Below are 25,942 nucleotides of genomic sequence, written 5' to 3'. Positions count from 1 at the left end.
CTCCGCTTCGCGAAGGCACCTCAGGATGAGGATGAGAGTTGGAGCGATACGCGTCGCTCACGATGCTCGATGCTTCGACAAGACCGCGCTCACCTCGTCATCGCTTGCGAAATCGCCCCGCTCCCTCTGGGCTATGGCCTCAAGCAGATCGTTGGCTGGCCCGATGTCGCTCTCGGGGCCGGTGTAGAGGCTGTCGGCGATGCGGAAGGCAGCATCGCACAGGAACGGGCCGAGCGGCCGCGCTCCCACCCTTCTGGCCTCCTCCGAACCATCCGCGATCATCAACGGCTCCCGGCACCGCTCGCGAGACCTGTTGCGTCGCAATCCCCGCGCAAGGGTGAGCCCTCATTCAGTCTGGCGACACGTGTCAGGTCGCCAACGGGATCGGTCCGGGGATGTTCGGTCGCGAGCAAGCCGAAAGATTGTGGAGCAACATCGTCGATCTCGGCGCGAGACGGCTGATCGCCCTCGGGCTGGTCGGCCTCTTGGTGTTTCTCGGCGTCGGTGTCGGCGCCTACTATCTCAGCCGTCCGGCGCAGGAGATGCTCTATACGGGCCTCTCGCGTGAGGACGTGTCGCGCATCGGCGGCGTCCTTAAGGACAACGGCATCCCCTTCGACGTGTCGTCGGACGGCACGGCGGTGCTCGTCTCCTTCGGCCACACCGCGCAGGCGCGGATGCTGCTCGCCGAGAAGGGCCTGCCGCAGAGCTCCAAGTCCGGCTACGAGCTGTTCAACGATCTCGGCTCGCTCGGCATGACCTCGTTCATGCAGGAGGTGACCCGCGTGCGGGCGCTCGAAGGCGAGATCGCCCGCACGATCCAGGGCATGAAGGGCGTGCGCGCCGCCCGCGTGCACTTGGTGCTTCCCGACCGCGGCTCGTTCCGCCGCGACCAGCAGCCGGCCTCCGCCTCCGTGGTGGTGCGCACCGAGCCGGCCGACGACACGTCCGGCGCGCAGGCGATCCGCCAGCTCGTCGCCTCGGCGATCCCCGGCATGAAGCCCGACCGCGTCACCGTGATCGGCTCGGAGGGCACGGTGCTGCTCGCGGGCGACGATGCCGGCACGGCGCCCACCGGCAAGATGGCGACGCTGGAAAAGTCGGTAAGCCGCGAGATGCAGGACAACATCCGCCGCACGCTCGCGCCCTATCTCGGCGTCGGCAATTTCGAGATCAGCGTCGCGACCCAGCTCAACACTGACAAGACGAGCACGAACGAGACGATCTTCAATCCCGACCAGCGGGTGGAGCGCTCGGTGCGCTCGGTGCGCGAGAGTGAGAACGCGCAGAACCGCAACAGCCAGCGCCCGACCAGCGCGCAGGAGAACCTGCCCGACCAGCGCACCCGCTCGGACGGCAACGACCAGTCGAGCAACGAAAGCTCGAAGAAGGAGGATCTCACCAATTACGAGATCTCCCAGAAGACGGTCCAGACGGTGAGCGACGGCTACGCCATCCGCCGCCTCTCGGTCGCGGTGCTGGTCAACCGCTCGCGGCTGACCGCGCTCGCCGGGCCCGACGACAAGGCCAGCCTCGACAAGCAGATTGCCGAGATCGAGGAACTGGTGGGCTCGGCCGCGGGCTTCAGCAAGGAGCGCGGCGATACGATCAAGGTCGCGGCGGTCGGCTTCGTCAACGACGGACAGCCGATGGAACCGGTGCCGCCGCTCTCGCTCACCGACGTGATGATGAAGCAGTCCGGCACGCTCATCAACGCGGCGACGATCCTCGTCGTGGCGGGCCTGCTGATCTGGTTCGGCCTGCGTCCGGCCCTGCGCGCGATCCTGGCGACGCCCGAGACCGCCCAGAGCGAGGTCGCGGCACTCGCCGGCCCCGAGGGCGCACCTGCCCTCGCCGCCGACGGCACGATGGCGCTGGCCGCACCGGGTGCCGCGCTTCCCGGCTCCGGCGAGGCGGCCAAGCTTCCCGCGCCCGGCGTCGCCGGCCTGCTGGAGGAACTGGAGGACAAGATGGCCCGCTCGCCGCAGAAGCGGCTGGAGCAGCTCATCGACATCGACGAGGAGCAGGTCGCAGCCGTGCTCAAGCGCTGGCTCATGCGTGAGGAGGCAGCGTGATGGACGCGGTGCTCGCCCGCTACCTGCCGGACTTCTCCGCCCCTCCCCCGCCGCCTGCGGCGCTCTCGGGCGAGCCGGATTTTTCGGGGGCGTGGTTCCGCGCGCCCGTTGCCGCGGAGCCGGCCGCACCGGCTCCGATCGAAATCCAGGCCGAGCTCGACCCCTTCCTGCCCCGCGCCGCCGCGGCCACCCTGCGGCCGGCCGAGGATCGCGAGGCACTGATCGCCGCCGCCGAAGCGCGTGGGCGCGAACAGGGCCGGGCCGAGGCGATGGAAGAGTGGTCGGCGCAAGCGGCGCTCGAACGCGCGGCGCAGCAGGCCCTGTTCGAGGAAGGAGTGGCGCAGGCCCGTCGCAACTGGACCGAAGCGCAGGGCGAGATCCTGGCGCAAGGCTTCGTCGCGGCGATGCAGGCGCTCGACGCCACGCTCTCGGACCGTGTCGCGCGGCTGATCGCGCCGGTGCTGGGCGAGGCGCTGCAACGGCAGGCGCTGGATGAACTCGGCGCCGCCCTCAAGCGCATCCTGGCCGAGCCGCAACGGGCGGCGGTGCAGGTGCGCGGGCCGGATGATCTGATCGCGGCGCTCGCCGCAAGGCTCGGCGGCTCGACCGGGATCGCTTTTGAGGCGGCCGAGGGGCCGGAGGTGACGGTGCGGGCGGGCGAGACCGTGATCGAGACCGAACTCGCGGCCTGGAGCCGCCTGATCACCGCCGCGATCGCGGAGGCGTAAGATGTCGGACCGCCCCCACGAAATCATCATCATCAAGCGCCACGGCGATCACGAGGAGGGCCATCACGGCGGCGCCTGGAAGATCGCGCTCGCCGACTTCATGACGGCGATGATGGCGCTGTTCCTGGTGATGTGGCTGATCAACTCCACCAGCAAGGAGCAGAAGCAGACCATCGCCGAGTACTTCAACCCGGTGAAGCTCGCCGAGGTCACCCACGACCGCAAGGGCGTCAACGACCCGCAGGACACGCCCAACGATCCCGCCCCGTCCGGCAAGGGCAAAGGCGACGGCGGCAATGCCGAGGGCAAGGGCGATGCGGCGGGCGCGCCGGGCAGCCGCGCCCGCGAATCCGCCCTGTTCCAGGACCCCTACGCGGTGCTCGCCAAATTGGCCGCGGAGGCCGAGGCCGCCGGGCCGGAGGCCGCGAGCGCGGATGCCTCCGCCCTCGAAGCCGGACAGCCGGGCGTGGCCGGCGGCGAGACCGGACGCGACCCGTTCGACCCGCTCTACTGGCAGGTCGCCGCCCTGCCGCGTCGACGCACGGACAATCCCGGCGCCCTCGACTCCGCCGCCACCGCGCCGGCCGAGGCCCGCCTCGACGCCCGTGCCCAGACCGCCGGCTCCAAGCCCAGGGAGCCGCAGAAGGAATCGGCCAAGGACATCGCCCGCCAGAGCCTGAGCGATGCCATGCGGCAGGCCGGCGTCAAGCTGGCCTCGGCCGAGCCGATGCCGCTGACGATTCCGAGCGCCGAGCCCACCAAGCCCTCGGCCGAGGCGGCACCGCTCGCGTCCCCGGCCGAAGCCAAGCCGGCCCCGCCCGAACCGACGCTTCTGGCGAAAGCCGAGGCGCCGCCTGCCAAGGACATTACCCCTGCAAAGGAATCGGCGGCGCCGGCCGATCAGGCCGCGAAGGCGGCCGAGACCGCGGCACTCTCCGCGCTGAAGGCGGAGATCGCGCGGGCGGTGCCGTCGCTGCCCAACGGCGCGCCTGCGCCCCAGGTCGAGGTGCGGCGCACCGGCGAGGGCGTGCTCATCAGCATCACCGACGAGATCAATTACAGCATGTTCGGGATCGGCTCGGCCGAGCCGACGCCGAAGGTGGTCAAGGCGCTGGAGCGCATCGCCAAGATCCTCAATAGCCGCCCCGGTCGCGTCGTCGTGCGCGGCCATACCGACGGTCGCCCGTTCCGCTCGGAGACCTACGACAACTGGCGCCTGTCGTCGGCGCGGGCGCAGATGGCCTCCTACATGCTCGTGCGCGGCGGCCTCGACGAGGCCCGCATCGACCGCATCGAGGGCTATGCCGACCGCCAGCCCCGCATCGCCAACAATCCCAAGGCCGCCGAGAACCGCCGCATCGAAATCCTGCTGCGGGGGCTGCCGGAATGATGCTCCGGACGCTTCCGAGGCGCCCTCTCGCCCGGTTCAGCCGCTCGGCCGTCATCACGGGCCGGACGGCGAAACAATCCCGCCGCGCGACGGCCATGGAAGGGGTATCCCGCAACGCCCTCACGGCTCTCGCGCTCGCCCTTTGCCTTGTCATCGCTCCAGCGCAGGCCGCCGAGCACGGCGACACCCACGCGCCCGCCGCGGAAGCCCATGCCGCCGACGACCATGGCGGACATGGCGCCCCGGCAAAGCCGATCGAACCGCTGCCGGTGAAGGCGCACGGCCTGCCGGTCGAACTGACGCGGACGCTCCAACTCCTGCAGGACCGCATCGCCCGCGGCTCGACCCAGGCACATCTCGCGCAGCGTCAGCTCCTCGGCCATATCGAGCAGCGGCTGATCGCCCTCGATCCCGAAACCTGGGCCGAAGCGGAGAACGTGCGCGCCGCCGTCACGTTCGCGCTCGCGGGCGGCGGACCGGGCGCCCTGCGGGTGATTCTCAGGTCCGGTAAGGTGCCGGAGGCGGAACAGCCCCTGGCGCTCGGGGCGCTGGCCTATCTGGAAGGGCGTGAGCGGGAGGCGCGGGCCAAGCTCGCCGGCATCGACCCGCGCACGATGCCCGCGGGCCTCGCTGGGCAGCTCGCGCTGACGCAATCGGCGCTGATGGTGCGCGACGCGCCGGTCAAGTCGCTCGAACTCCTCGACCTCGCGCGGCTTCTGGCGCCCGGCACGCTGGTCGAGGAAGGGGCGCTGCGCCGCCAGATCTTCGTCGTGGCGCAGGGCGGCGATGCGCGCCGCTTCGAGGCGCTGGCGATCCAGTACCTGCGCCGGTTCCGCCGCTCGGTCTATGCCGGCAACTTCCGCCAGCGCTTCGCCGGAGCGCTCACCCGCCTCGACTTCGACAGCGACCGCACCCGCATCGCCAGCCTGGAACGGATGCTCGACGAGATCGAGCCCGAGGGTCGGCGCGACCTCTACCTGCTCGTGGCGCGCGCCGGGCTGGAACAGGGCCGCCGCGAGACCGCGCTGTTTTCCGCCGAGCGGGCGATGGGGCTCGCCGCACCGGATTCGCAGCCGGCCGCGCAGGCGCGGCTCTATCGCGGCGCGGCGCTGATCGTGGCCGACGGGCGCTTCGAAGAAGGCTACGAGGCCCTGCGCGGCCTCGACCGGACCGATTTCGTGCCGACCGACGCCGAACTGCTCGATGCCGCGCTCTCCACAGCCCGGCAGATCCGCACGCCCTCCGCCGTCGCCGAAGCCGCCGCGACACCGCCACCCTCTTCGAGCCGGCCGATCCCGGAATCCGGTTCGCTCCTGCGGGCGCAGGAAGCCCTGGCCCGGGCCGAGCGCGCCATGGATGCCCCCGCCCGCACCCCTTGAGTCTTCCCCGCACTCCAACCATCGGACGATCGACCCGTGATGCGGTCTCTCGACACCCTCCCCCTTCTGCGGCCGAAGTCCGAGGCCGGTCGTGCGCCCGTGGGCGAGGATGCGCGCGCGGGCGTCCCGCCTGACTTCGAGGCGATGCTCGGCGCCTTCGAGAACGGGGCGGCGGAACGCGGGACGGCCGATACCGGCACGGCACGGACTGGAGAGGCCGCGGCGGAACAGGTCGAGGCCGGGACGGACATGCCGCCTTCCCTCCCCACCGAGGCCTTGCCCGCAACCACCCTCGACGTCGGCGGCTCGGCCTTGCAGGCGCTAATGGCGCTCACCGGTCCCGCGGCGCCGGCCATCGCGGTTCCCCCGGATGCCAGCCTGGAGGCCATGGTGCAGCGAGCCGCCGCACGCGCCGGATCAGGGCCCGGCCCGGCCCCGGCGGAGCCGGCCTTGCAGATGTCGATGGTCGGCCTGGAAACGCATTTCGCGCCGGTTCGCCCCCATGGCGCCGCGGCCCCGGCGCAAACGGCCATGGAGCCGGGCCTGAACGAGCTATCCGCGCCGCCGACCCTCCCGACATCCGGCAGCATCGGCGCCGCGCCGGCCGCTCTGGTGAGACAAGAAAAGGCGCCCGATGCGACCGTGCCGTCGGCATTGCCGGCCGGCGGGCCGGACGGACCGCTCGCGCCGGGATCGGCCGCGATGCAGCCCCCGGCATCCCGCGGCGACGCTCGCGATCCGGCCGTGCCATCCGATCGTGCGGCATCGGAGGCGCCCGCGAACGCGTTGACGGCACCGGCCGCCACGACACCCGCGCGGCCGGCCTCGCCCGCTCCAGGCCCTGACCGCCCCGCCGAATCGACCGCGGTGAGCCCTGCACCGACACCGGACGAGGCCGTTCGGCAAGCGGCGGGCGCTCCCCCGGCGCAAGCGGCCGGCACCGAAGCTCCGCGAAGCCCCGCTTCCCGCGGACGCGCGGCGCCCCGGAGCGATCAGGCCGAGCCGGCCGGTGCGGCGGACAACGCCGCGCTCCCCGATCAACCGGAGAGCACGAGCCTCCCCGAGCCGGTCGCCGTCACCCAACCCGGCACGCCGGGGCAGACCCGACGTGACCCGGAATCGCGGCAGGATCGCCCGGCCGCCATCGCACGCCCCGATACGATGCCGGAGCATGCCGCCGTGGCCATGCCGCGACCGCAGGCCGAAGGTGGTGCGCGCGCCGAGAGGACTGGAAGCGATGCGGTGGCGATCGAAGCGCCGCGCCCGGACATGCCACTGGCGCCATCCGGTCCGCAGGAGACGGCCGGCATGCCGACGCCGGCGCCGGCCTCGCCGCTGCGCCAGATCGTCGAGGCGGTTGCCGCCCAGTTGCCGGCGGCACCCGCGGCGATGGCGACCCCATCGGCCCGTCCCGTTCCGGCTTCGACCGAGGCCGGGCCGCTGAAGATCCTCACGCTCCAGCTCCATCCGGCCGATCTCGGCTCGGTGCTGGTGCGGATGCGCCTGCAGGACGGGCGGCTGGAAATGAGCCTGCGCACCAGCCGCGAGGAGACCGCCGAGCGCTTGCGCAAGGAGGGCGACCTGCTCGCCGGCCTGCTGCGCGAAGCCGGCTACGAGCCCGAGGCCGTGACGATTCAATCGGGCGGCCCCGGCGCGGGCGAATCCGGACCGCGCGGTCAGGGATTCGCGTCCTTCGCCGGATCGCAGGGCGGCCAGCACGACAGACAGCCGGGCGCAGCGACGCCCGACCAATCGGGCCGGCGCCCGTCCCCGCGCGCGGACGCGGCCGCCACGCCAACCGAGGAGCAGGACCATGAGACGGATTCTCGCGGGCGCGATCGCGGCAGCCTGTATCTCTAGCGCCGCCGGCCCGAATGCGGCGGCCGCGCATTCCACCGCCGCCGAGGGCGCTGCGGAGGCTGCCTCCGCGCAGACGGGCGCACTGGGCGGCGACGCGCGGGGCGGCTCCAAACGTCCCCTGATGGCCGGCGCCTCCCGCGTCTGCGAGCGCCAGATGGCGCAGGCGGCGGCCAAGCACGGCGTGCCGCTCGGCATGCTCTACGCGGTCGGGCTGACGGAGAGCGGCAACCGCGGCTCGCTCCAGCCCTACGCCATGAATATCGGCGGCAAGGCCTATTTCGGCAGCGGCGCCGCCGACGTGATGCAGCGCCTCGCCCAGGCGCAGCAGGAGGGCGTGCGCCTAGTCGATCTCGGCTGCATGCAGATCAACCACCACTATCACCGGGCGAAATTCGCCTCGCTGGAGGCGATGATCGACCCGGCCCAGAACGTCGAATACGCGACGCGCTTCCTGAAGGAGCTGAAGGAGCGCGAGGGAAGCTGGACGCTCGCCGTGGCGCGCTACCATGCCGGGCCGAACAACAACCCGGCGCAGAAGGTCTATGTCTGCCGGGTCATCACCAACATGGTCGCCACCGGCTTCGGCAACTGGACGCCGGGTGCGAAGACGTTCTGCCAGTAGATCCGGCTCACCCGACGTAGGTGTAGCCCATATACCGCTTGGCTTCGATCGGATCGTAGCCGAGCCGCTCGGCGAGCTTCTTGCGCAGCTTGCTCACATGACCCTCAATCACGCTCTCTTCGACGCCGTTGCTGTAGACGCCGTAGACCACGTTGAAGACCTGGGTCTTGGTGAGCCGGCGCCCGCGATTGCGTACGAGATATTCGAGAATGTGCCGCTCCCGCCGCGGCAGGGACAGCGGCACGCCGTCGATCTCCGGGTCGCGCCCGTCGTGGAAGACCTTGAGCCGGTCCGGCCCACGGGCCTCGCCCTCGGTCTCGCCCTCCGCCTCGCTCGGTTGAACGGCCCCGTTGACCCGCCGCCAGATCGCTTCCGAGCGGGCCAGGATCTCGCGGACATGGACGGGCTTGGGCAGCACGTCGTCGATGCCGGCTTCCAGCAATTCGACGGTCTGCTCGAGCGAGCGCAGATCGGCGAGCGCGATGATCGGTGCGCGGGACTGCTTGCGGATGACGCCCGCGCATTTCGCCCGCTCCGCGAAATCGCCGAGAAGGAAGCCCTGGATCGCTTCGAGGTCGGCGGGAGAGGCTGCCCGGAGCCAACTCAGGAACTCGTCGGGCATGAGCGCGAACGAGGAAATGCCCTCACGCTCGAAGCTGGCCTTGTAACCCGCGTTCACGGTATCGCGCGGATCGACCAGGATAATACATCGACGACCATCCCCCTGATCCCGCCGGATCGCCCTGCCACTGCGCCGCGATCTGGGCAGGTTTCGGGCGCCACCGGAAGACCGTCTCCGCCGCCTTCCGCAACGCATCGAGACGCTGCCGCACCCGATTCATGGAGCGCGGCCGCAAGGGGGTCAATCTACTGATTGTACATTTTCAGACAGTGACGGTGTTCGTGTGATGCGCGTGGCATTCGCGCCGCTTCACGCGTGCCCGACCCGGGCCTGACGGAGGGCGTGGGCGAAGTTTTCCAGGGAGAGCGCTGCCGTCTCCTCCGCAACGATTCGCTGGATCGCGACGCCCGCGAACACCTCGTCGAGCACGAGCTTGAAGAAGACCGTCACCGACTCGGCCGCGAATTCGAGATCGAGGACCACCTGCATGGAGCGGCCCCAATCGAGGCACACATCGGCTGCGTCGGCGTAGGTCAGCACCGATTCCTTGAAGAACAATTCGGCCGAGGAGGAGACGATGTCGGCGATGTTGCCGTGCCGCTCGCCGCGGATCCAGCCGATCAGCACGCCGCCGTCGAGCAGGCACAGCTCGGCGATGAAGTCGCGCAGCGCCTCGGCGAAGATCTGTTCGGCCGCCGCATGGCTGTGCGGGACGGCCGACGGTCCTGGCGCGAAACGTTGGACCTGAGGGGTCATCGGGCTCTCGCGAAAAGGAAGAAAAGGATCTGCGCCACGGCGCGGTAAAATTCTGCAGGAATCGTCTGATCGACCTGCACAGCATCGTACAGGGATCTTGCGAGAGGCTTGTCCTCGATCACGGCGATGCCTTTTTCCTCGGCGATCGCGCGGATACGCAGCGCGATGAGGTCCTGCCCCTTGGCGATTACGAGGGGGGCCGGGTTTTCGCTGGGCTCGTAGCGCAGGGCCACCGCGAAATGGGTCGGGTTGGCAATCACTACGGTCGCCCGGTCGACATTGGCGAGCATCCGGTTGCGGGCGCGGTCCTGGGCGAGCGAGCGCAGCCGAGCCTTGACCGACGGATCGCCCTCGGTCTGCTTGTGCTCGTCCTTGATGTCCTGGTGCGACATCCGCAGCGAGCGCTGCCAGCGCAGCCGCGCCCAGACGAGATCGCCCGCGACGATGACGATGGTAGCGATGGCCACAGCCGAGACCAGACGGATCGCGACCGTCAGGATCAGTTCGGGCAGTTGGCTCGGATCGACGAACATGGCGTTCACGGCTCTTGTCCGCTCCGAGCGCAGGAGCAGAAGGGCAACGACACTGACCGACAGGAATTTAACGAGGGATTTCAGGAACTCGACTTGACCCGAGGTTCCGAAGATTCGCGCGAAACCCGCCATCGGCGACACCCGCGACCATTTCGGCGTGATCCGGTCGAGAACGAAGCGCGGCAGGTTCTGCAGAAGCGAGGCGCTGAGACTGCAGACCGCCAGGATCAGCAGGATCGGCAGCAGGAAGCGCCCGGCCGCCAGCGCCACGCGGCTGAGGAGCAGCATCGCGTCGCCGCCGGACTCCAGGGAGAAGCCGCGCGGATCGTCGAGGAGCGGCGCGAAGTCGCCGGCGAGCTGCGCCGCCTGCCCCCGCGCGAACAGGGCCAGCGCGATCAGCAGGCCGAGCGTCGAGGCGAAGACCGGCGCCTCGCGCGAGAACGGGATGTCGCCCTTCTCGATCGCGTCGCGCACCCGCCGCTCGGTGGCGGCTTCGGTCTTGCTCTCCTTGTCGTCGTCCGCCACGCATCAGCCCCGCCGATGCCGAAGCTGACGCCGGGGACGCGGATCAGCGGATGAGCGCTTCATCCTCGCCTCCCGGATTGATCTCGATCTCACCGCGGCCGGCCATCTCCATCGCCAGATCGGTGATGGTGCGGCGCGCCTCCAGCACGTCGCGCTGCGCCGCCGGCTCGCCGCCGTTCAGCTCGTGCTCGACCATGCGGCGCACGCGCGCCGAGAGGGCGCTGAGCACCGTGGTGCGGAAGTCGGCCTCCGTCCCCTTCAGCGCCAGCACCAGCCGGTCGTTGGGCACGGCATCGAACAGGGTGGTGCGGGCGCGCGGCGCCAGCTTGACGATGTCGTCGAAGGTGAAGAGCAGACCCTTGAGGATCTCGACCGATTTCGGACGCGACTCGCCGAGGCTGGAGAGCACGTCGTCCATCTGCTGGCGCTCCATCTTGTTGATGATGTCGGCCATCTTGGCGTGCGTGTCGGCGCCGGAATTGCGCGCGCCGTTGATCATGAAGTCCTCGTGCAGGGTCTTCTCGATCGCGTGCAGCACGTCGTCGACGATCGGCTTGAAGCTCAGCATCCGCCGCATCACCGTGTTGCGCACCGGCGCGGGCAGGTGGCCCATCACCTTGGCGGCGGTGGCGGGCTTCACCTTCGACAGGATCAGCGCGGCGGTCTGCGGGTGCTCCTTGACGAGGTAGCTCGCCAGCACGCTCTCCTGCACGGTGCCGAGCCGATCCCACACCGAGCGGGTGGCGCTGCCGCGCACGTCGGCGAGGATGTCGGCGATCTGGTCGGCCGGCAGCAGGCCGCTGAGCAGCTTCTCGACCTCGCTGGCGGTGCCGATCAGGCTGTTACCGGCGGAGAACTCGGCGGAGAAATGCTCCACCACCGTGTCGAGCTGCTCGGGGCTGACCGCGCCGAGATTCGAGGCCGAGCGGGTGATGCGCTTGAGCTCGTCCGGCTCGAAATACTTGATGAGGCGCCCGGCCGCGGGCTTGCCCATGGCGAGCAGCAGCGCCGCGACCTGATCGACGGGCTCGAGCCGCCGGGTCGCCACCGCACGGGGAGCGACGGCGCCTGAGGAGACGGCGTCCGATGGGACGGAGCTCGATGCCAGAGGGCTCGAAGACATGGCGGCCCGTTCTCGCCCGGGCTCAGGTGTTCTGGTCGGTGGCGGAGGGGCCGACCACCTCGGTCAGCGACACGCCGAACCGGGAATTGTCCTCCTCGACGATCACGATCTCGCCCCGCGCGATCACCCGGCCGTTGACCATCACGTCCACCGGCTCGCCGACCCGGTGGTCGAGGGGGACGACGGCGCCGCGCCCGAGCTTCATCAGATCCGCCACCGGCATGGTCGCCGAACCGAGCACGACCTGCATCAGCACCGGGATGCGCAGGATCGAATCGAGGTTGCGCCCGTCGCCGACGCGGGGCTCGGTGCCGGCCAGATCGGTATCGGGGAAGGGGCTGCTGCTCATCGCTCGGGCTCTTCGGGTCCGCTTCGTGCGTCAGGACGGTCTAGCCGGCTTGGCTGACGCGAGGCTGTCGCCGCATGTCGTCAGGTTGACGCTTCGCGCGGGCCGCCGCGGCTGACATTTCGCTGACGGCGTCCGTCAGGTTCGCGGGGTTCTCCGGTGACAAAAGGGGGCATCACGACACCCGACAGGAGCCGAACCCCATGAACACCCTCAAGACCCTCGCCGCCGCCACGCTGGCAACCGGCCTCCTCGCAGCGTCGGCGCATGCCGACACGCCCGGAAAGGACTGGATGCCGATCGACCAAGTGCTGACCAAGCTCGCGGAAGCCGGTTACGGCACGGTGCGCAGCATTGAGGCCGATGACGGGGTGTGGAAGGCCAAGGCGGTCCGGGACGGCCGGAGCGTCAAGGTTCAGCTCGATCCGCAGACCGGCGCCATCGTCGAGAAAACCAAGAAGCAGAGCGACGACTGAGACAGGCTCCGCCTCACGGCCTCTCCGAGCGGGCCGCGACGAGGGCCGCGCGCGACGCCTCCAGCGTGTCGAGCACCGCACGCGCTTCCTCGATCTTGAGGCTCAGGGCGTCCAGAACCTCGCGGCCCTCCTCCTTGAAGGAGCGTACCGCCTCGCCGGCTTGCGTTAGCGCGACGCCGGAGGCGGCGACGGCGGCGCCGTACTCGGCCTGGGTCCGGTCGAGACGCTTGAGCTTCAGGTACATCGGCAGCACGCAGGCGCTCGTCGCCACGAGCGCGACGAGCAGCACGCCGTCAACCAAGGAGCCCATGGCCGCCCTCCTTCTCCGGATTGATCGATTCCTCCACCCGCAGGACGTAGCTGCCCTGCGACTGGCCGGCCCGGCACCAGAAGAGCGGCCGGTCGTTGCCCTCGAGCTTGATCCGCGTCGCGGGCGTCGCGTCGAGGGTGAGCACCTGCCCGACTTTCAGTCCGGCGATCTCGCCGAGCGTCAGGTGACGCTCCTCGAGGACGGCGCGCAGGCGCACGGTCGTCTTCTGCACCTCCGCCGCGATCTGTTCGGCCCAGCGGGGATCGCGGGCGGCGGATTCACCGGTCAGCACCTTGCCGAGCGCCGGGCGCAGCGGGTTCAGCACCGTCTGCGGGATGATGAGGAACATCTCGCCGCCGCGGTTGAGCGCCTGGAGCAGGAACTTGGCCTGCACCGCCTTGTTGGAGCGGCGGCCGATCACCGCGAACTCCATCCGGGTCTCCATCCGCTCCAGGCGGAAGGCCGTCTGCGAGACGAGGCCGAAGGAGGATTCGAGCGCCTTGCCGACCTGCTCGAACACCATCTGCGCGATGCGAAGCTCGATCGCCGAGAAGGTGCGCTCGTCCTCCACCGGCGGCTCGGCGCCGTCGGAGCCGAACAGCACCTCGACCATGGTGTAGAGGAAGTCGCGGTCGAGTCCGACCAGGACGTGGCCGTCCCATTCCGGCGCCTGGAAGATGCCGACCACGGCGTTGGCGTCATAGGCGTCGAGGAACTCGCCGAAGCGCCCGCTCTCGACCCCGCTCAGGGAGTAGAAGGTCGTGGAGGCGGCCAGGTGCTTGGCCGCATCGCTGCAGGCGGTGGCGAGGCGGTCGAACACCACGCTGAGCATCGGCAGCCGGTCGAGCGACAGGCCGCCGGCCTCCTGGATGCGGGTGCGGATGTCGGTTGCCGGCTTGGCCGCCGTCACGAACGGGGGCAATTCGGGCCGGCGCTCGGGGGCCGCCTCGGGGGCTCCCGCGGGGGCCGTGTCGAGTGCCGCCTCGGGGGTTTCGGTCTCGTCCATCTGCGATCGACCCCTTACGCCGCGGCCGGTTCGGCGCGGGCGCCGGGCACGGTGGCGCTCTCGACCTCGTCGATGGTCGGGCGGTCGGCGCCGGCGATGCCCTTGCGGCCGTGCTCGATCGCGACCTGGGGCAGCGCGCCGTTCATGTAGGCGATCAGGCTCTGCTTCACGATGGTGTAGACGCTGCACTGCTTCTCGCGCACGCCCTTGATCTTCACGGCAAGCGGGGCGAGCATCCCGTAGGACGCGAACACGCCGATGAAGGTGCCGACGAGCGCCGCGCCGATGAGGCCGCCGAGGATCTGCGGCGATTGGTCGAGCGCGCCCATCGCCTTCACGATGCCGAGCACCGCCGCGACGATGCCGAGCGCCGGCAGCGCCTCCGCCACGGTGTTGATCGCGGCATAGGGCTTGAGCTTGTACTTCTTGTGCGTGCCGATCTCCTCCTCCATCAGCGCCTCGATCTCGTGCGAGCGGGCGTTGCCGATAAGGATCAGACGGCAATAGTCGCAGATGAACAGCACCAGATCCTGGTCCTTGGTCACCTCAGGATAGTTCTTGAAGATCTCGGAATTCGCCGGATCGTCGAAATGCGTCTCGACCTCGTTGCGCGGCTTGGTCTTCAAGTCGCGCATCAGGGCGTGCAGGAGCCCCAGCAGCGAGAGGAAGTCCTGGCGCTTCGGCCCCTTGTTGGTGAAGGCCTCCATCGTCGCCTTGCCGGAATCGACCACCGTCTTCATCGGGTTGGCGATGACGAAGGTGCCCGCCGCCATGCCGAAGATGATGACGAACTCCCAGGGCTGCCAGATCACGATCAGGTGCCCGCCCATGGCGACGAAGCCGCCGAGCATGCAGCCGATCGCGATGACGAGGCCGACGAGGATTCCCATGAGAAGACTCCGGGGGACACCGCTGCGGGACGGGTGCCGACGCGCGGCGGCCCTTTGTCCGAGCCAATAGGCATAGTGGCTTGCGCGGAGCTTTTTCGCGCAGCGGCCGAGCCTGCCGATGCCGGGGCTGACCTTGGAGGCGGGCGTTCGAGCGCCTAACTGAGGCTCGGCCTTTTCCCTCGAACCGGAGCGTTTCCTTGGCCCAAACCGACGATCGCCTGCCGCAGATGCACGCCACCACGATCCTCATGGTCCGCAAGGGCGGCCGGGTGGTGATCGGCGGCGACGGTCAGGTCAGCCTCGGCCAGACCATCGTGAAGGGCAACGCCCGCAAGGTCCGGCGCCTCGCCAAGGGCACGGTGATCGGCGGCTTCGCCGGTGCCACCGCCGACGCCTTCACCCTGTTCGAGCGACTGGAAGCCAAGCTGGAGCAGTATCCCGGCCAGCTCACCCGCGCCTGCGTCGAACTCACCAAGGATTGGCGCACCGACCGCTATCTGCGCCGGCTGGAGGCGATGATGCTGGTGGCCGACAAGGAGGTCAGCCTGCTGCTGTCCGGCGCCGGCGACGTGCTGGAGCCCGAGACCGGGGTGATGGCGATCGGGTCGGGCGGCAACTACGCCCTCTCCGCCGCCCGCGCGCTGGAGGACGGCGAGCTCGACGCCGAGGCGATCGTGCGCCGGTCGATGAAGATCGCCGCCGAGATCTGCGTCTACACCAACGGCAACCTCGTGATCGAAACCCTCGACGCGGCCTGAGGGCCGCGCTCCCTGGAAAGCCGGGCCTCGCCCGCTTAGATCGTTCGTGGGAAAGGCCCCGCGCCCGGCGCGCCGCCCCACACGTCCCAAAAAAACGGCCGCAGGAGCCCGATGACCACCTTCTCTCCCCGCGAGATCGTCTCCGAGCTCGACCGCTTCATCGTCGGCCAGAAGGACGCCAAGCGCGCGGTCGCGATCGCCTTGCGCAACCGTTGGCGGCGCCAGCAACTGAAAGGGCCGCTGCGGGACGAGGTGGCGCCCAAGAACATCCTGATGATCGGCCCGACGGGTTGCGGCAAGACCGAGATCGCCCGGCGTCTCGCCCGGCTCGCGGGCGCGCCCTTCCTCAAGATCGAGGCCACCAAGTTCACGGAGGTGGGCTATGTCGGCCGCGACGTGGAGCAGATCGTGCGCGACCTCGTCGAGGTCGGCATCGGCCTGACGCGGGAAGAGAAGCGCAAGGCGGTGAAGGCCAAGGCGGAAGCGGCCGCCGAATCCCGCATCCTCGATGCCCTGGTGGGGCCGACCGCGAGCCAGGCGACGCGCGAAAGCTTCCGCAAGAAGCTGCGGGCGAGCGAACTCGACGACAAAGAAGTCGAGATCGAACTGGCCCCGTCCGGCTCGCAGGGCATGCCGATGTTCGAGATCCCCGGCATGCCCGGCGCCTCGATGGGGGCGATCAACATCTCCGACATGCTCGGCAAGGCGCTCGGCGGCCAGCGCGGCAAGCCGCGCCGCATCACGGTGGCGGAGGCCTACGCGCCGCTGATCGCCGAGGAGAGCGACAAGCTCGTGGACGACGACGCGCTGACCCGCGAGGCGATCCGCGAGGTCGAGGACAACGGCATCGTCTTCCTCGACGAGATCGACAAGATCTGCGCCCGCGAGGGCCGCTCGGGTGCCGACGTCTCCCGGGAGGGCGTGCAGCGCGACCTGCTGCCGCTGATCGAGGGCACCACGGTGGCGACCAAGCACGGGCCGGTGAAGACCGACCACATCCTGTTTATCGCGTCCGGCGCCTTCCACGTCTCGAAGCCGTCCGACCTGCTGCCCGAGTTGCAAGGCCGCCTGCCGATCCGCGTCGAGTTGCAGCCACTCACCGTCGAGGATTTCAAGCAGATCCTCACCGCCACCGAAGCCAGCCTCATCAAGCAGACGGTGGCGCTGATGGAGACGGAAGGCGTCACCCTCGACTTCACCGAGGACGCCATCGACGCGCTCGCCCGCGTCGCCGTCGAGGTGAACGGTTCGGTGGAGAATATCGGCGCCCGCCGGCTGCAGACCGTGCTGGAGCGGGTGATCGACGAGATCTCGTTCACCGCCACCGACCGCTCCGGCGAGACGGTGCCGATCGACGCGGCTTATGTGCGCGACCGGGTCGAGGATCTGGCCGCCAACGCCGATCTGAGCCGCTTCATCCTCTGACCGTGCACGGACGCAACGCCGCGCCCGACATCGCCCTGCCGATCCTCGCCCTGTTGGCGGGGATGGTCTCGATCCAGAGCGGCGCCGCGCTCGCCAAGGGGCTGTTTCCGGTCGTCGGCGCGGCGGGTGTCACGACACTCCGCGTTGGCTTCTCGGCGCTGATCCTGCTCGCGGTCTGGCGGCCGTGGCGGCGCAGTCTTGAGCGGGGCGAGATCGGCGCCATCGCGCTCTACGGCGCGGCGCTCGGGCTCATGAACCTGCTGTTCTACCTGTCGCTCCGCACGATCCCGCTCGGCATCGCGGTGGCCATCGAGTTCACCGGTCCGCTGGCGGTGGCGCTGGCGGGTTCGCGCCGGGCACGCGACTTCGCCTGGATCGGCCTCGCGGTGCTCGGGCTCGGCCTGCTGCTGCCGCTGGGCGAGACGAGCACCCTCGATCCGACGGGCGCGGCACTGGCGCTGGGCGCAGGCCTGTGCTGGGCGGCCTACATCGTGTTCGGCCAGCGCGCCGGCCGGGCCGGCGGCGGTCGGGCGGTGTCGCTCGGCATGGCGATCGCCGCCCTCGTCGTCGCACCGGTGGGCCTCGTGGAGGCCGGCACCGACCTGTTCACCCCGGCGACGCTCGCGACGGGTCTCGTCATCGCCGTCCTATCGAGTGCCCTGCCCTATTCGCTCGAAATGTTCGCCCTCACCCGCCTGCCCCGCCCGGCCTTCGGCGTGCTGATGAGCCTGGAGCCGGCCGTTGCGTCGGTGGCCGCCCTCGCCCTGCTCGACGAGCGGCTGACCCCGGTGCAGGGCTGGGCCATCGCCTGCATCGTGGCGGCCTCGGCGGGGATCACGCTGGCGGCCAGACGGCGGACGTCGCAGAGCCCTTGAGTGCTTAAGACAAGTCGGCGTCCAAAACGTTTTCGATGGTCGCGAGGACGAACTCGATCTCCGCCGTCGTCGGCTCGACCGTCAGATCGCCGTGAACGATGCGGTTTCTCAGTGGAATCAGTTCGCGCAATCGGCGCTCTGCTGGCGGCTCAATGAAGCCTTCCATTGCCAGCGTCTGGACGACCGTGCCGGGTTTGCGCGACAGACTCTCCAATCCATCGCGACGGGCCCGCAAGGCCGCCTCCAACAGGGCCCAGCCCACTATGAACGCCGCCCGCAGGTTGCCCTGCGCAGCGAGTGCCTTCACCTCGTCAGCCGATTTCCGAATGAGATCCGGGGAGGCGGGCGCAACCGTCTCGGCCTGTTGCGGATCGGTTCCGGTGTAAAACACGCGGAACTGCCAATCCGCATGCCCGTCGAAGAGGCGCCTGATCTCGGACAAAGCGCGCTGTGTCGATGAAGTCGGCTGCTCCTCAAGCTCGATGACGATGTTGCGTCCCGACTTCTGAGCAAGCGCATCCGGAACATAGGAACCGAAAAATCCGGGAAGCTGTTTCGGATCGGGCTCCGACGTGAAAGCGAAACCCTGCTCCTCGTAGCGCCGACGCAAAGCGTCGATGAAGTGCTTCTCAGCCTCGGGCCGAAGCGATCGAACCTGTGCCGTCACAGGAACCTCCAACTCAGGTCGTCGTCGATCCTGACGTAGACAGCGGGGGGCGGAACATCCAGAGCGGCCACCAACTGCGAACTTGGATCGGTGAACGCACGCCCCACTTCGGGCTCGAATTTTTGGACGACGACACGTTCGACATCGTTGTCCGTCATACAGGCGACGTGGATCAGAGCATCCATGATCGGTTTCACGATATTGTCGATGTCGCCTTCCATCGGCAGAGCTGCAAAGTAATAGATTGTCAGACCTAATGGGCGCCGATCAAGAAAGCCCAGGGGATCGGTTTCACGAATCCGCTCCCGCGCAGCCTCTCTGACGGCGGATTTCCAACGCTCCTTCGAGCGGCTGCTCGCCTGAAGCGAAACCGGAGTGGACGGCACGACGAACTCGAGGGGATAAAGCGTCTCCTGCTCGGGCAAGGTCCGGCATACCTTCACGACTCGATCCGCTCTTCCGGTCACGCTGCCATCAAGCCGTGAAGAGCGCAACGCGTGATTGTAGACCCGCCGCCCCTACCCTTCCCAAACCTGCCCCGGCCGTAGCGCCAGGAACCGCTCCGGCGGCAGCGCGGCCGCCGTCAGCGCTTCGCCCAGCGCTTCGACGGGGCGCTCGATGCCCTCGTCGGTGAGTTTGAACGTGCCCCAATGGTGGCCGAGCGCCTGATCGGCGCCGAGCAGGCCCAGCGCTTCCACCGCGTCGGCGGGGTTCATGTGCTGGGGCTGCATGAACCAGCGCGGCTCGTAGGCGCCGATGGGCAGGGTCGCGAGCCGGGGCGGGCCGAACCGGGCGCGGATCTCGCGGAAGAGCGCGCCGTCGCCGAGGCCGGTATCGCCGACATGGTAGTGCACGCCGCGCGGCGTCGTGAGCACGAAGGCGCACCACAGGGCCATGCGCCGGTCGTTGAAGCCGCGCGCCGACCAGTGGTTGGCCGGCGTCAGATGCACGGTGATGCCGGCGCCGAGATCGACCGACTCGCCCCAATCGTGGGTCTCGACATGCATGGTCTCGTCGTAGCCGCGCAGGATCGCGTCGTTGCCGAGCGGGGCGACGATCAGCGGCTGGTGGTCCTGCCACAGGCGGGCGATCGTCGGCCCGTCGAGATGGTCGTAATGGTTGTGCGTGATCAGCACCGCATCGATCGGCGGCAGGTCGGCATAGGCGATGCCCGGCGCGTTGACCCGCTTCGGCCCGGCGAAGCGGACCGGACTCGCGCGCTTGGCATAGACCGGATCGACCAGGATGTTGCGGCCCGCGACCTGGAACAGGTAGCTCGCATGTCCGATCAGGACGACGCGAAGCCCCTCGAACCGCTCCGGCGGCCTGTCCGCCGGAAACGGGCTCGGGAAGCTCGCGGGCCACGCCTCGGGCTTGCCGGTCCGGCGCCAGCGAGCGAGGTCGGAGAGCGACTTGTCGGGCGGCTGGTTCGGGGCGTGGAAGCGCAGCCCGTCGAAATGCGCGCTCTGGGGGCCGCGGTAATAGGGGTTCTTGTTCCGGCGATGCGCGGCGTAGCCGACACCCCCGAGGGTCATCACCGTGGCCGCGCTGGCGACCGTGAGCAGGCCACGCTTCTTCATACGGCCAAGATGGCCTGTCCGGTCCGCGGTTCAAGCGCGGCGCAGGGCCTCACGAGCGCCAGCGCAGCTCCTGGCGGGTCAGGGGGTTGGCGAAGGGGCGGCTCTCGCGCGCCGCCTCCAGAGCCTCGCGCTTGAGGCGGAAATACCATTGTGAGGGCAGATCGCCCTGGCCGAGCAGCACCATGGTCGGCTTGCGGTCGAGGCCCGCCTGCGCGTGCTGGAGCACCTGCTGATCCTGGGTCAGGAACTGGCGCATCAGCGGCCGGGCGATCGGCTTCAGGAGGTTGAGCGCCGGCATGCTCCAATAGAGCGCGTTGGTCAGCATCGTCCGGTTGGGGCCCATCGGCGTGGCGAAGGTGTAGTTGGCTACGCGTTTCGTGCCCGCCTTGATCCGCTCCAGCCGCACGCCGGGCAGGCGGAACTCGATCTCGACCTCCGGCGCCCCGCCGAGCAGGCGGTAAACCGGCGAACTCGTCGTGGTCGCGTGGCTCGTCATGACGAAGCCGTGCGGCACGGGCTGGAAGGTCTTCACCTTCTCCCGCAGCTCCTTCGAGGGCCGGAACCACCACGTGTCGTGGACGAAGGCGACGTGGCCCGGATCGACGAGGCTCAGCGTCGTCAGATCGAACGAGGCCTCGACCTCCAGTTCGAGCACGAGGCAGCCGGCCGGCTCGAAATCGAGGGAGGGCACCGCCGGCACGGCGCCGGGGTCGGAGGGGCCGAGATGCGGATTGACCCAGAGGAAGCCCGCGCTCTCGACGATGGGGAAGCGGTGGACCGCGATGCGCGAGAAGTCCGAGGCGTCGTGCGCGGAGAGCGTCGGCACGTCGCGGCAGCGCCCGTCGGTGCCGAAGCGCCAGCCGTGGAACGGGCACATCAGCGTGTCGCCGTCGAACTTGCCCTTGGAAAGCGCCATGCCACGATGGGGACAGCGATCGCGCAGCGCGAACAGGCTGCCGTCCTTGGCCCGGCCGAGCACGACCTGCTCGCCGTTGAGCGCGACGGCCCGCATCTTTCCGCCCGCGACCGCCGAGGCACGGCCGGCGCAGTACCAGGCGTTCGACAACGGCTCGCGCATGGCGCGCGGATCGAGGGCGTCGTCGGTAGAGATGCGCGGGGCGGTGGCGGAGGACATGGCGTCTGACGGGCCCGATGCTGACGGGCGCCCTCTTTAGGCTCCTCGCCGCCCGGCGGCCAGCGGCACGAATATGAGACCTTCAGGGCCATCGCTCAAAGCCGCTCGGGCGGCTTCGCGGCGCGAAGAGCGCCGCGCGGAGCGGTTTTCAGGATCTTGGTCCTGAAAAACACCGAGAGGAGCGACAGCCTAAGTTCGCGGGGGCGACCGCCGGCGCTCGAGGCCGGAAGAGAAGCCTGGGGAATCGCTGTCAGCGATTGCCGCGGCGGAACCGCATGCTGCACCGCGGCGAGACAACGCACCGGATCGGCCGCCAAGGCTCTTTCGCACGGCGAAAATCACCCCTACCTTGGGCTCATCCGCAACGAACGAAAGGAGGTGATCCAGTGTCTCATTGTCATCAGCCGTCGCCGACGACCAAGACCTGGACTGTTGCCTCCGGCGTGTGCGCCTAACGCACTCGCGGGATCTCAGCAGGTTTCGTCGGACTGACCGGTTCGACAATGGAAGGGCCGCCCCTCGGGGCGGCCCTTCGCATTTCTCGTGTTTCGGAAACGCTCAGCGGTGCTGAACCTGGAACAGCGGGGCAGCCAGGGCCTCGCAGCGGGCGCGCCAGAGATCGCGCTCGGTCCGCAGGTCGTCCATCTTGCCGACCTCTTCGGCGATGTGGGCGCGCAGCTCGCGGATTTCCTGGGCCAGGATGACCTGAAGCTCGTCGCGGCGCTCGGATTCCAGCCGGAGCCGGGCCTTCAGCATCATGTTCTCGGCCATGATCTCGGCGACGTCCTCGTCGGCAGCCTCAGCCGACTTTGCGGCGACGGAGACGAGGCGGGGCGACCAGCCGCTGTTGCGGGCCTCGGCGTCCGGCTCGGCGGGAGCGGGCTCCGCGCTGCGCGTCTCGACGGCAGGCGTGTCGGACATGGCGGTGCGCATGGTGGCGAGCCAATCCCGCAGCGGCGCGGTGGCAGCGGGAGACCGGAGACCGGGCTCGGGGGACGGGGCCTGTCGCGCGGGTTCCGACATCGGGAAGTCCTCGGGCACCTCCAGCGGTGCGTTGACGAGCATCAGACCCCAACATGCTTAACGAAGAGTAAAGCTTAACCATCCGCTTACGTCCGTTTCGGGTACAGTCCCGCATCAGTCAGCGGGCAGCCCATCCTTCGAGATCGCCCTGGAAAATGCAGGGCCATCGCTCGAAGCCGCAGGCGCGGCTTCGCGGCGCGAAGAGCGCCGCGCGGAGCGGGCTTTCTGGGCGTGAGCCCCAGAAAGCATCGAGCGGAGCGGAAGCCTAAGCCCGCGGAGGCGGGCGCCGGCGAGTGAGGCCGGCAATAAATCAGGGTCATCGCTTTCGAGCGATGGCCCTGATAGGAAACGGGCTTGGGATTGACTTGGAGCGGGCCAGGGCCTATCCGCCCGGCTCCATTTCGACGTTCGAACGTCACGATGAGCCGCCGACCGGCCCGAGGGGCCGGAGGTCAACGTCCGACAGCGCGTGTGCGCCCTCGGGCGCCCTTGTCGTTGCCGGACGTGCGCCGAAGCGTCAAACGAGCCCTGCCATGGCGCCCGCGAGCGACACCACCCTTCGCATCGAGGATGCGGTCAACGACCTCTGCCCGTGGTCGGGCAAGCCGATCGTGCCCGAGGCGCTGACCCTCTACAACGGTGCGGTGGTGGGTTTCTGCGATGCGGCGTGCCGGGACAAGTTCGCCCGTGCGGTGGCCTCCTTCGAGGATGCGCTCCGCGCGCGCCGCGTGGCCAATGCCGGCCTTCACCAGTAGCCCAGGCTGACGCGACACATGTTCGAAGGCCTTTCCGACCGCCTTTCCGGTATCCTCTCCGGCCTGACGCGCCGCGGCGCCCTGACGGAAGCCGACGTCACCGCCGCCATACGCGAGGTGCGACGCGCGCTGCTCGAAGCCGACGTGGCGCTGGAGGTGGTGCGCTCGTTCACCGATAAGGTGCGCGAGAAGGCGGTGGGCGCCGTCGTGCTCAAGTCGGTGACGCCCGGCCAGATGGTCGTGAAGATCGTCAACGACGAGCTCATCGCGATGCTCGGCACCGATGCCAGCGTCGTCGATCTCAACGCACCCGCCCCCGTCGCCATCCTCATGGTCGGCCTCCAGGGCTCGGGCAAGACGACCACCACGGCCAAGATCGCCCGGCGGCTGAACCAGCGTGACAAGCGCCGGGTGCTGCTCGCCTCCCTCGACACGCGGCGTCCCGCGGCGATGGAGCAGTTGGCGGTGCTCGCCAAGCAGGTCGAGGTCGAGAGCCTGCCGATCGTCGCCGGTCAGTCGGCGGTGCAGATCGCCAAGCGTGCCATGGAAGCCGCCCGCCTCGGCGGGTTCGACGTGGTCATGCTCGACACCGCCGGCCGCACCACGGTCGACGAGGGCCTGATGAACGAGGCCGCCGAGGTCAAGGCGGCGACGAAACCCCACGAAGTCCTGCTGGTGGCCGATGCGCTCACCGGCCAGGACGCGGTCAACACCGCGCGCGCCTTCGACGAGCGCCTCGGCGTCACCGGGATCGTGCTGACCCGCATGGACGGCGATTCCCGCGGCGGCGCGGCGCTCTCCATGCGCGCCGTCACCGGCAAGCCGATCAAGCTCGTCGGCGTCGGCGAGAAGGTCGACGCGCTGGAGGAGTTCCACCCGCAGCGGGTGGCCAACCGCATCCTCGGCATGGGCGACATCGTCTCGCTCGTCGAGAAGGCGGCCGAGACCATCGACCACGAGCAGGCCCTGCGCACCGCCGAGAAGATGCGGAAGGGCAAGTTCGACCTCGAAGACCTGTCGATGCAGCTCGCCCAGATGGAGAAGATGGGCGGCATCGGCGGCCTGATGGGGATGCTGCCCGGCATGGGGCAGATGAAGAAGCAGGTCGAGGGCGCCAATCTCGACGAGAAGATGTTCAAGCGTCAGCGCGCCATCATCTCCTCGATGACGCCGGGCGAGCGCAAGAACCCCGACCTCCTCAAGAACAGCCGCAAGAAGCGCATCGCGACGGGTGCCGGCGTCAAGGTCGAGGAGATCAACAAGCTCCTCAAGATGCACCGGACCATGGCCGACATGATGAAGGCGATGGGCTCGGGTAAGCGCGGCGGCATCGGCCAGGCGCTCGGCAACATGTTCGGTCTGGGCGGCGGCATGCCGGGCGGATTGCCGGGCGGCATGAAGCTGCCGCCGGGCATGCCGGAGCCGACGCCGGAGCAGATCGCCGAGATCGAGAAGCAGTTCGGCGGCAAGCTGCCGCCGATGCCGGCGGGGCTCGGGGGTGGAAAGATGCCGGGCCTGCCGGGTCTGGGCGGACCGAAGATGCCGGGGCTGGGCGGCTTCCTGCCGGGTAAGAAGAAATGACAATCTTGTCCGCGCAAGGAATCGATCCCGAGCTGGCAAGCCTGCGCGAGAGCATCGACAATTTCGATGCCGCGCTCATCCATCTGCTCGCCGAACGCTTCCGCTGCACCCAGCGGGTCGGCGAGTTGAAGGCCCGCAAGGGTCTGCCTCCCTCCGATCCGGATCGGGAGGCCCGTCAGGTCAAGCGCCTGAGAAATCTCGCGGTCGAAGCCAAGCTCGACCCCGATTTCGCCGAGAAATTCCTCGCCTTCGTGGTCAAGGAAGTCATTCGGCACCACCGGACGATCGCCGAAAGCGTCGATCAGAACACTCCAGCGAAACCCGACACCGAAAGGAACGACTGATGTCCCTCAAGATCCGTCTCACCCGTGGCGGCGCCAAGAAGCGCCCGTACTACCGCATCGTCATCGCCGACGCCCGCGCCCCGCGCGACGGCCGCTTCATCGACAAGGTCGGCGCCTACGACCCGATGAAGGCCAAGGACGATCCGGCCCGGATCGTGCTCGACAACGAGAAGATCCAGTCCTGGCTCGCCAAGGGCGCGCAGCCGACCGACCGCGTCCTGCGCTTCCTCGACGCCGCCGGCCTCGCCAAGCGCCCGACCCGCAACAACCCGCAGAAGGCCGAGCCGGGCGAGAAGGCCAAGGAGCGCGCCGCCAAGCGCGCCGAGAAGGCTGCCGCCCCGGCCGAAGACGCCGCGGCGTAAGCCAGGCCGTCCCTCCCCACGACGGATCCCGGGCTTGCCCGGGATCCGCTCCGGTCCGCCCGAGCCGGGCGGACCCGGCTGGGTCCGGGGCGGGACATTTGACCGATCGAGACAGGCAGACTGCATGGCCCGCCGCCCCGGATCCTCATCGCGCGGACCTGCGCGGTCCGACCGCCTCCCTGCGGAGGCCGTCACCTCGGCCCGTAAGCCGCACGCCGCCGCCCCCACACCGCCCGCCTCCCCCGATCCGGGGCTTGTCCTGCTCGGCGAGTTCGGCCGGCCGCACGGGCTGCACGGCGAAGTCCGGCTGAAATCCCATACCAGCGAGCCCCTGGCGATCGCGGGCTACGGTCCGTTGCACGCCTCCGACGGGCGCACCCTCGAACTCGCCAATGTCCGGCCCGCCGCCGGTAGCTCCCCCGACCTGCTGATCGTGCGGGTGAAGGGCGTGGACGACCGCACCGGCGCCGAAGCCCTCAACCGCGTCACCCTTTCGATCGCCCGCGAGCGTCTGGGCGAGTTGGAGGACGAGGACGAGTTCTTCCTCACCGACTTGATCGGGCTCACCGTCGAGGATGGCGCCGGGACGGTGATCGGCACCATCGTGGCGGTGCCGAATTTCGGCGGCGGCGACCTGCTCGAGATCCGCCCGGCGGCCGGTGGCCCGACCGCGCTCTTGCCCTTCACCAAGGCGTTCGTGCCCAGCCTCGAGATCGCCGGCGGAAAGGTCGTCGCCGACCCGCCCGACGATCTGTTCGCCCCGCCGGGTCCGAAGCCCGCGGACGATCCGGGCTGA

Annotated in this window: 29 protein-coding genes; 15 read left to right on the top strand and 14 right to left on the bottom strand. The window is 69.4% G+C overall.

The genetic code is table 11. From position 1 onward, the window contains the following. Nucleotides 1–57: 57 nt before the first annotated feature. The gene (locus M2437_RS05160; protein WP_499006508.1) at nt 58–249 is read right to left on the bottom strand and encodes a hypothetical protein; all 192 of its coding nucleotides are present in this window, start codon (nt 247–249) and stop codon (nt 58–60) included. Between the two features lie 146 nt (nt 250–395). Between M2437_RS05160 and fliF the strand changes: the two genes are divergently transcribed. Genes fliF through M2437_RS05130 form a run of 6 tightly spaced genes read left to right on the top strand, consistent with a single transcriptional unit; the run spans nt 396 to nt 8,054 of the window. Further along, nucleotides 396–2,075 carry a flagellar basal-body MS-ring/collar protein FliF gene (fliF, locus tag M2437_RS05155; protein ID WP_012605701.1) on the top strand — a complete coding sequence of 560 codons (1,680 nt, stop codon included), beginning with the start codon at nt 396–398 and terminating at the stop codon, nt 2,073–2,075. Further along, nucleotides 2,075–2,803, top strand: coding sequence for a hypothetical protein (locus M2437_RS05150; RefSeq protein ID WP_253389568.1), 729 nt, complete (start codon nt 2,075–2,077; stop codon nt 2,801–2,803). The genes fliF and M2437_RS05150 overlap by 1 nt, the downstream gene beginning before the upstream one ends. Before the next feature lies 1 nt (nt 2,804). Then, on the top strand, nt 2,805–4,193 hold the full coding sequence (locus M2437_RS05145) for a MotB family protein (protein ID WP_253389567.1): 1,389 nt from the start codon (nt 2,805–2,807) through the stop codon (nt 4,191–4,193). Continuing rightward, on the top strand, nt 4,190–5,572 hold the full coding sequence (locus tag M2437_RS05140; RefSeq protein ID WP_253389566.1) for a chemotaxis protein: 1,383 nt from the start codon (nt 4,190–4,192) through the stop codon (nt 5,570–5,572). The genes M2437_RS05145 and M2437_RS05140 overlap by 4 nt, the downstream gene beginning before the upstream one ends. 39 nt (nt 5,573–5,611) lie before the next feature. Next, entirely contained in the window at nt 5,612–7,432 is a 1,821-nt protein-coding gene (gene fliK / locus M2437_RS05135; RefSeq protein WP_253389565.1) for a flagellar hook-length control protein FliK, read from the top strand. Continuing rightward, nucleotides 7,386–8,054, top strand: coding sequence for a transglycosylase SLT domain-containing protein (locus M2437_RS05130; RefSeq protein ID WP_253389564.1), 669 nt, complete (start codon nt 7,386–7,388; stop codon nt 8,052–8,054). The genes fliK and M2437_RS05130 overlap by 47 nt, the downstream gene beginning before the upstream one ends. Nucleotides 8,055–8,061: 7 nt before the next feature. On the opposite strand, the gene M2437_RS05125 is transcribed toward M2437_RS05130, so the two are convergent. The 5 genes from M2437_RS05125 to fliN form a co-directional block, all read right to left on the bottom strand. Further along, on the bottom strand, nt 8,062–8,733 hold the full coding sequence (locus tag M2437_RS05125) for a winged helix-turn-helix domain-containing protein (protein WP_499006507.1): 672 nt from the start codon (nt 8,731–8,733) through the stop codon (nt 8,062–8,064). Nucleotides 8,734–8,985: 252 nt separating this feature from the next. Next, on the bottom strand, nt 8,986–9,432 hold the full coding sequence (locus M2437_RS05120) for a BspJ family T4SS effector nucleomodulin (protein ID WP_003601573.1): 447 nt from the start codon (nt 9,430–9,432) through the stop codon (nt 8,986–8,988). After that, nucleotides 9,429–10,490: a flagellar biosynthesis protein FlhB gene (gene flhB, locus M2437_RS05115; protein WP_003601572.1), complete on the bottom strand. Its 1,062-nt coding sequence runs from the start codon at nt 10,488–10,490 to the stop codon at nt 9,429–9,431. Before flhB ends, M2437_RS05120 begins: the two co-directional genes overlap by 4 nt. A gap of 43 nt (nt 10,491–10,533) precedes the next feature. Beyond that, the gene (locus M2437_RS05110) at nt 10,534–11,613 is read right to left on the bottom strand and encodes a flagellar motor switch protein FliG (protein ID WP_253389563.1); all 1,080 of its coding nucleotides are present in this window, start codon (nt 11,611–11,613) and stop codon (nt 10,534–10,536) included. Nucleotides 11,614–11,635: 22 nt separating this feature from the next. Next, the gene (gene fliN / locus M2437_RS05105; RefSeq protein WP_003601570.1) at nt 11,636–11,962 is read right to left on the bottom strand and encodes a flagellar motor switch protein FliN; all 327 of its coding nucleotides are present in this window, start codon (nt 11,960–11,962) and stop codon (nt 11,636–11,638) included. Nucleotides 11,963–12,162: 200 nt separating this feature from the next. Here fliN and M2437_RS05100 point away from each other — a divergent pair, with 200 nt between their 5' ends. Continuing rightward, entirely contained in the window at nt 12,163–12,435 is a 273-nt protein-coding gene (locus M2437_RS05100) for a PepSY domain-containing protein (RefSeq protein ID WP_003601569.1), read from the top strand. Nucleotides 12,436–12,448: 13 nt separating this feature from the next. On the opposite strand, the gene M2437_RS05095 is transcribed toward M2437_RS05100, so the two are convergent. From M2437_RS05095 to motA, 3 genes are read right to left on the bottom strand one after another with little or no spacing between them, the layout of a single operon-like run. Continuing rightward, nucleotides 12,449–12,745 carry a hypothetical protein gene (locus M2437_RS05095; protein ID WP_253389562.1) on the bottom strand — a complete coding sequence of 99 codons (297 nt, stop codon included), beginning with the start codon at nt 12,743–12,745 and terminating at the stop codon, nt 12,449–12,451. Beyond that, nucleotides 12,729–13,751, bottom strand: coding sequence for a flagellar motor switch protein FliM (locus M2437_RS05090; protein WP_012605710.1), 1,023 nt, complete (start codon nt 13,749–13,751; stop codon nt 12,729–12,731). The genes M2437_RS05095 and M2437_RS05090 overlap by 17 nt, the downstream gene beginning before the upstream one ends. A 14-nt stretch (nt 13,752–13,765) precedes the next feature. Continuing rightward, on the bottom strand, nt 13,766–14,641 hold the full coding sequence (motA, locus tag M2437_RS05085; RefSeq protein WP_003601565.1) for a flagellar motor stator protein MotA: 876 nt from the start codon (nt 14,639–14,641) through the stop codon (nt 13,766–13,768). Nucleotides 14,642–14,838: 197 nt separating this feature from the next. Here motA and hslV point away from each other — a divergent pair, with 197 nt between their 5' ends. The 3 genes from hslV (at nt 14,839) to M2437_RS05070 (ending at nt 17,699) form a co-directional block, all read left to right on the top strand. Beyond that, entirely contained in the window at nt 14,839–15,399 is a 561-nt protein-coding gene (gene hslV, locus M2437_RS05080) for an ATP-dependent protease subunit HslV (protein WP_012252396.1), read from the top strand. 111 nt (nt 15,400–15,510) lie between these two features. After that, nucleotides 15,511–16,824 (top strand): ATP-dependent protease ATPase subunit HslU, encoded by a 1,314-nt coding sequence (gene hslU, locus M2437_RS05075; protein ID WP_003601561.1) that lies wholly within the window; start codon nt 15,511–15,513, stop codon nt 16,822–16,824. A gap of 2 nt (nt 16,825–16,826) precedes the next feature. Next, on the top strand, nt 16,827–17,699 hold the full coding sequence (locus M2437_RS05070) for an EamA family transporter (protein ID WP_253389561.1): 873 nt from the start codon (nt 16,827–16,829) through the stop codon (nt 17,697–17,699). 4 nt (nt 17,700–17,703) lie between these two features. Here the strand turns inward: M2437_RS05070 and M2437_RS05065 are convergent, their stop codons facing one another. The 5 genes from M2437_RS05065 to M2437_RS05045 form a co-directional block, all read right to left on the bottom strand. Further along, nucleotides 17,704–18,366 carry a hypothetical protein gene (locus M2437_RS05065; protein ID WP_253389560.1) on the bottom strand — a complete coding sequence of 221 codons (663 nt, stop codon included), beginning with the start codon at nt 18,364–18,366 and terminating at the stop codon, nt 17,704–17,706. Continuing rightward, entirely contained in the window at nt 18,363–18,791 is a 429-nt protein-coding gene (locus M2437_RS05060) for a RusA family crossover junction endodeoxyribonuclease (protein ID WP_253389559.1), read from the bottom strand. Before M2437_RS05060 ends, M2437_RS05065 begins: the two co-directional genes overlap by 4 nt. Nucleotides 18,792–18,884: 93 nt before the next feature. Continuing rightward, on the bottom strand, nt 18,885–19,946 hold the full coding sequence (locus tag M2437_RS05055; protein ID WP_238509430.1) for an MBL fold metallo-hydrolase: 1,062 nt from the start codon (nt 19,944–19,946) through the stop codon (nt 18,885–18,887). A 49-nt stretch (nt 19,947–19,995) separates the two neighbouring features. Further along, nucleotides 19,996–21,081: an aromatic ring-hydroxylating oxygenase subunit alpha gene (locus tag M2437_RS05050; protein WP_253389558.1), complete on the bottom strand. Its 1,086-nt coding sequence runs from the start codon at nt 21,079–21,081 to the stop codon at nt 19,996–19,998. 558 nt (nt 21,082–21,639) lie between these two features. Continuing rightward, a complete protein-coding gene (locus M2437_RS05045; RefSeq protein ID WP_253389556.1) occupies nt 21,640–22,146 on the bottom strand; it encodes a hypothetical protein in 507 nt (168 codons plus the stop codon). A 491-nt stretch (nt 22,147–22,637) separates the two neighbouring features. Between M2437_RS05045 and M2437_RS05040 the strand changes: the two genes are divergently transcribed. From M2437_RS05040 to rimM, 5 genes are all read left to right on the top strand, one after another. Next, entirely contained in the window at nt 22,638–22,859 is a 222-nt protein-coding gene (locus M2437_RS05040; RefSeq protein ID WP_003601553.1) for a hypothetical protein, read from the top strand. Nucleotides 22,860–22,877: 18 nt separating this feature from the next. After that, complete coding sequence (gene ffh / locus M2437_RS05035; RefSeq protein ID WP_253389555.1) at nt 22,878–24,440, top strand: signal recognition particle protein; 1,563 nt, start codon at nt 22,878–22,880, stop codon at nt 24,438–24,440. After that, a complete protein-coding gene (locus M2437_RS05030; RefSeq protein WP_012252404.1) occupies nt 24,437–24,784 on the top strand; it encodes a chorismate mutase in 348 nt (115 codons plus the stop codon). Before ffh ends, M2437_RS05030 begins: the two co-directional genes overlap by 4 nt. Then, entirely contained in the window at nt 24,784–25,146 is a 363-nt protein-coding gene (gene rpsP / locus M2437_RS05025; RefSeq protein WP_003601547.1) for a 30S ribosomal protein S16, read from the top strand. Before M2437_RS05030 ends, rpsP begins: the two co-directional genes overlap by 1 nt. Nucleotides 25,147–25,270: 124 nt before the next feature. Further along, nucleotides 25,271–25,942, top strand: a complete 672-nt coding sequence (gene rimM, locus M2437_RS05020; protein ID WP_253389554.1) for a ribosome maturation factor RimM — start codon at nt 25,271–25,273, stop codon at nt 25,940–25,942.

Source organism: Methylorubrum pseudosasae (genome assembly GCF_029504475.1).
Lineage (GTDB): Bacteria > Pseudomonadota > Alphaproteobacteria > Rhizobiales > Beijerinckiaceae > Methylobacterium > Methylobacterium extorquens.
Note: the sequence above shows the minus strand (reverse complement) of the source record. Positions and strands in the feature narration are given on the sequence as shown.

What these genes read in the sequence shown, in the direction of transcription:
- M2437_RS05140 (WP_253389566.1), top strand. Translation starts at nt 4,190, where the DNA reads ATGATGCTCCGGACGCTTCCGAGGCGCCCTCTCGCCCGGTTCAGCCGC.
- rpsP (WP_003601547.1), top strand. Translation starts at nt 24,784, where the DNA reads ATGTCCCTCAAGATCCGTCTCACCCGTGGCGGCGCCAAGAAGCGCCCG.
- M2437_RS05100 (WP_003601569.1), top strand. Translation starts at nt 12,163, where the DNA reads ATGAACACCCTCAAGACCCTCGCCGCCGCCACGCTGGCAACCGGCCTC.
- ffh (WP_253389555.1), top strand. Translation starts at nt 22,878, where the DNA reads ATGTTCGAAGGCCTTTCCGACCGCCTTTCCGGTATCCTCTCCGGCCTG.
- M2437_RS05095 (WP_253389562.1), bottom strand. Translation starts at nt 12,745, where the DNA reads ATGGGCTCCTTGGTTGACGGCGTGCTGCTCGTCGCGCTCGTGGCGACG.
- fliN (WP_003601570.1), bottom strand. Translation starts at nt 11,962, where the DNA reads ATGAGCAGCAGCCCCTTCCCCGATACCGATCTGGCCGGCACCGAGCCC.
- M2437_RS05145 (WP_253389567.1), top strand. Translation starts at nt 2,805, where the DNA reads ATGTCGGACCGCCCCCACGAAATCATCATCATCAAGCGCCACGGCGAT.
- fliF (WP_012605701.1), top strand. Translation starts at nt 396, where the DNA reads ATGTTCGGTCGCGAGCAAGCCGAAAGATTGTGGAGCAACATCGTCGAT.
- M2437_RS05045 (WP_253389556.1), bottom strand. Translation starts at nt 22,146, where the DNA reads ATGCTCGTCAACGCACCGCTGGAGGTGCCCGAGGACTTCCCGATGTCG.
- rimM (WP_253389554.1), top strand. Translation starts at nt 25,271, where the DNA reads ATGGCCCGCCGCCCCGGATCCTCATCGCGCGGACCTGCGCGGTCCGAC.
- M2437_RS05030 (WP_012252404.1), top strand. Translation starts at nt 24,437, where the DNA reads ATGACAATCTTGTCCGCGCAAGGAATCGATCCCGAGCTGGCAAGCCTG.
- M2437_RS05090 (WP_012605710.1), bottom strand. Translation starts at nt 13,751, where the DNA reads ATGGACGAGACCGAAACCCCCGAGGCGGCACTCGACACGGCCCCCGCG.
- fliK (WP_253389565.1), top strand. Translation starts at nt 5,612, where the DNA reads ATGCGGTCTCTCGACACCCTCCCCCTTCTGCGGCCGAAGTCCGAGGCC.
- M2437_RS05040 (WP_003601553.1), top strand. Translation starts at nt 22,638, where the DNA reads ATGGCGCCCGCGAGCGACACCACCCTTCGCATCGAGGATGCGGTCAAC.
- M2437_RS05055 (WP_238509430.1), bottom strand. Translation starts at nt 19,946, where the DNA reads ATGAAGAAGCGTGGCCTGCTCACGGTCGCCAGCGCGGCCACGGTGATG.
- M2437_RS05130 (WP_253389564.1), top strand. Translation starts at nt 7,386, where the DNA reads ATGAGACGGATTCTCGCGGGCGCGATCGCGGCAGCCTGTATCTCTAGC.
- M2437_RS05050 (WP_253389558.1), bottom strand. Translation starts at nt 21,081, where the DNA reads ATGTCCTCCGCCACCGCCCCGCGCATCTCTACCGACGACGCCCTCGAT.
- M2437_RS05120 (WP_003601573.1), bottom strand. Translation starts at nt 9,432, where the DNA reads ATGACCCCTCAGGTCCAACGTTTCGCGCCAGGACCGTCGGCCGTCCCG.
- M2437_RS05150 (WP_253389568.1), top strand. Translation starts at nt 2,075, where the DNA reads ATGGACGCGGTGCTCGCCCGCTACCTGCCGGACTTCTCCGCCCCTCCC.
- motA (WP_003601565.1), bottom strand. Translation starts at nt 14,641, where the DNA reads ATGGGAATCCTCGTCGGCCTCGTCATCGCGATCGGCTGCATGCTCGGC.
- hslU (WP_003601561.1), top strand. Translation starts at nt 15,511, where the DNA reads ATGACCACCTTCTCTCCCCGCGAGATCGTCTCCGAGCTCGACCGCTTC.
- M2437_RS05110 (WP_253389563.1), bottom strand. Translation starts at nt 11,613, where the DNA reads ATGTCTTCGAGCCCTCTGGCATCGAGCTCCGTCCCATCGGACGCCGTC.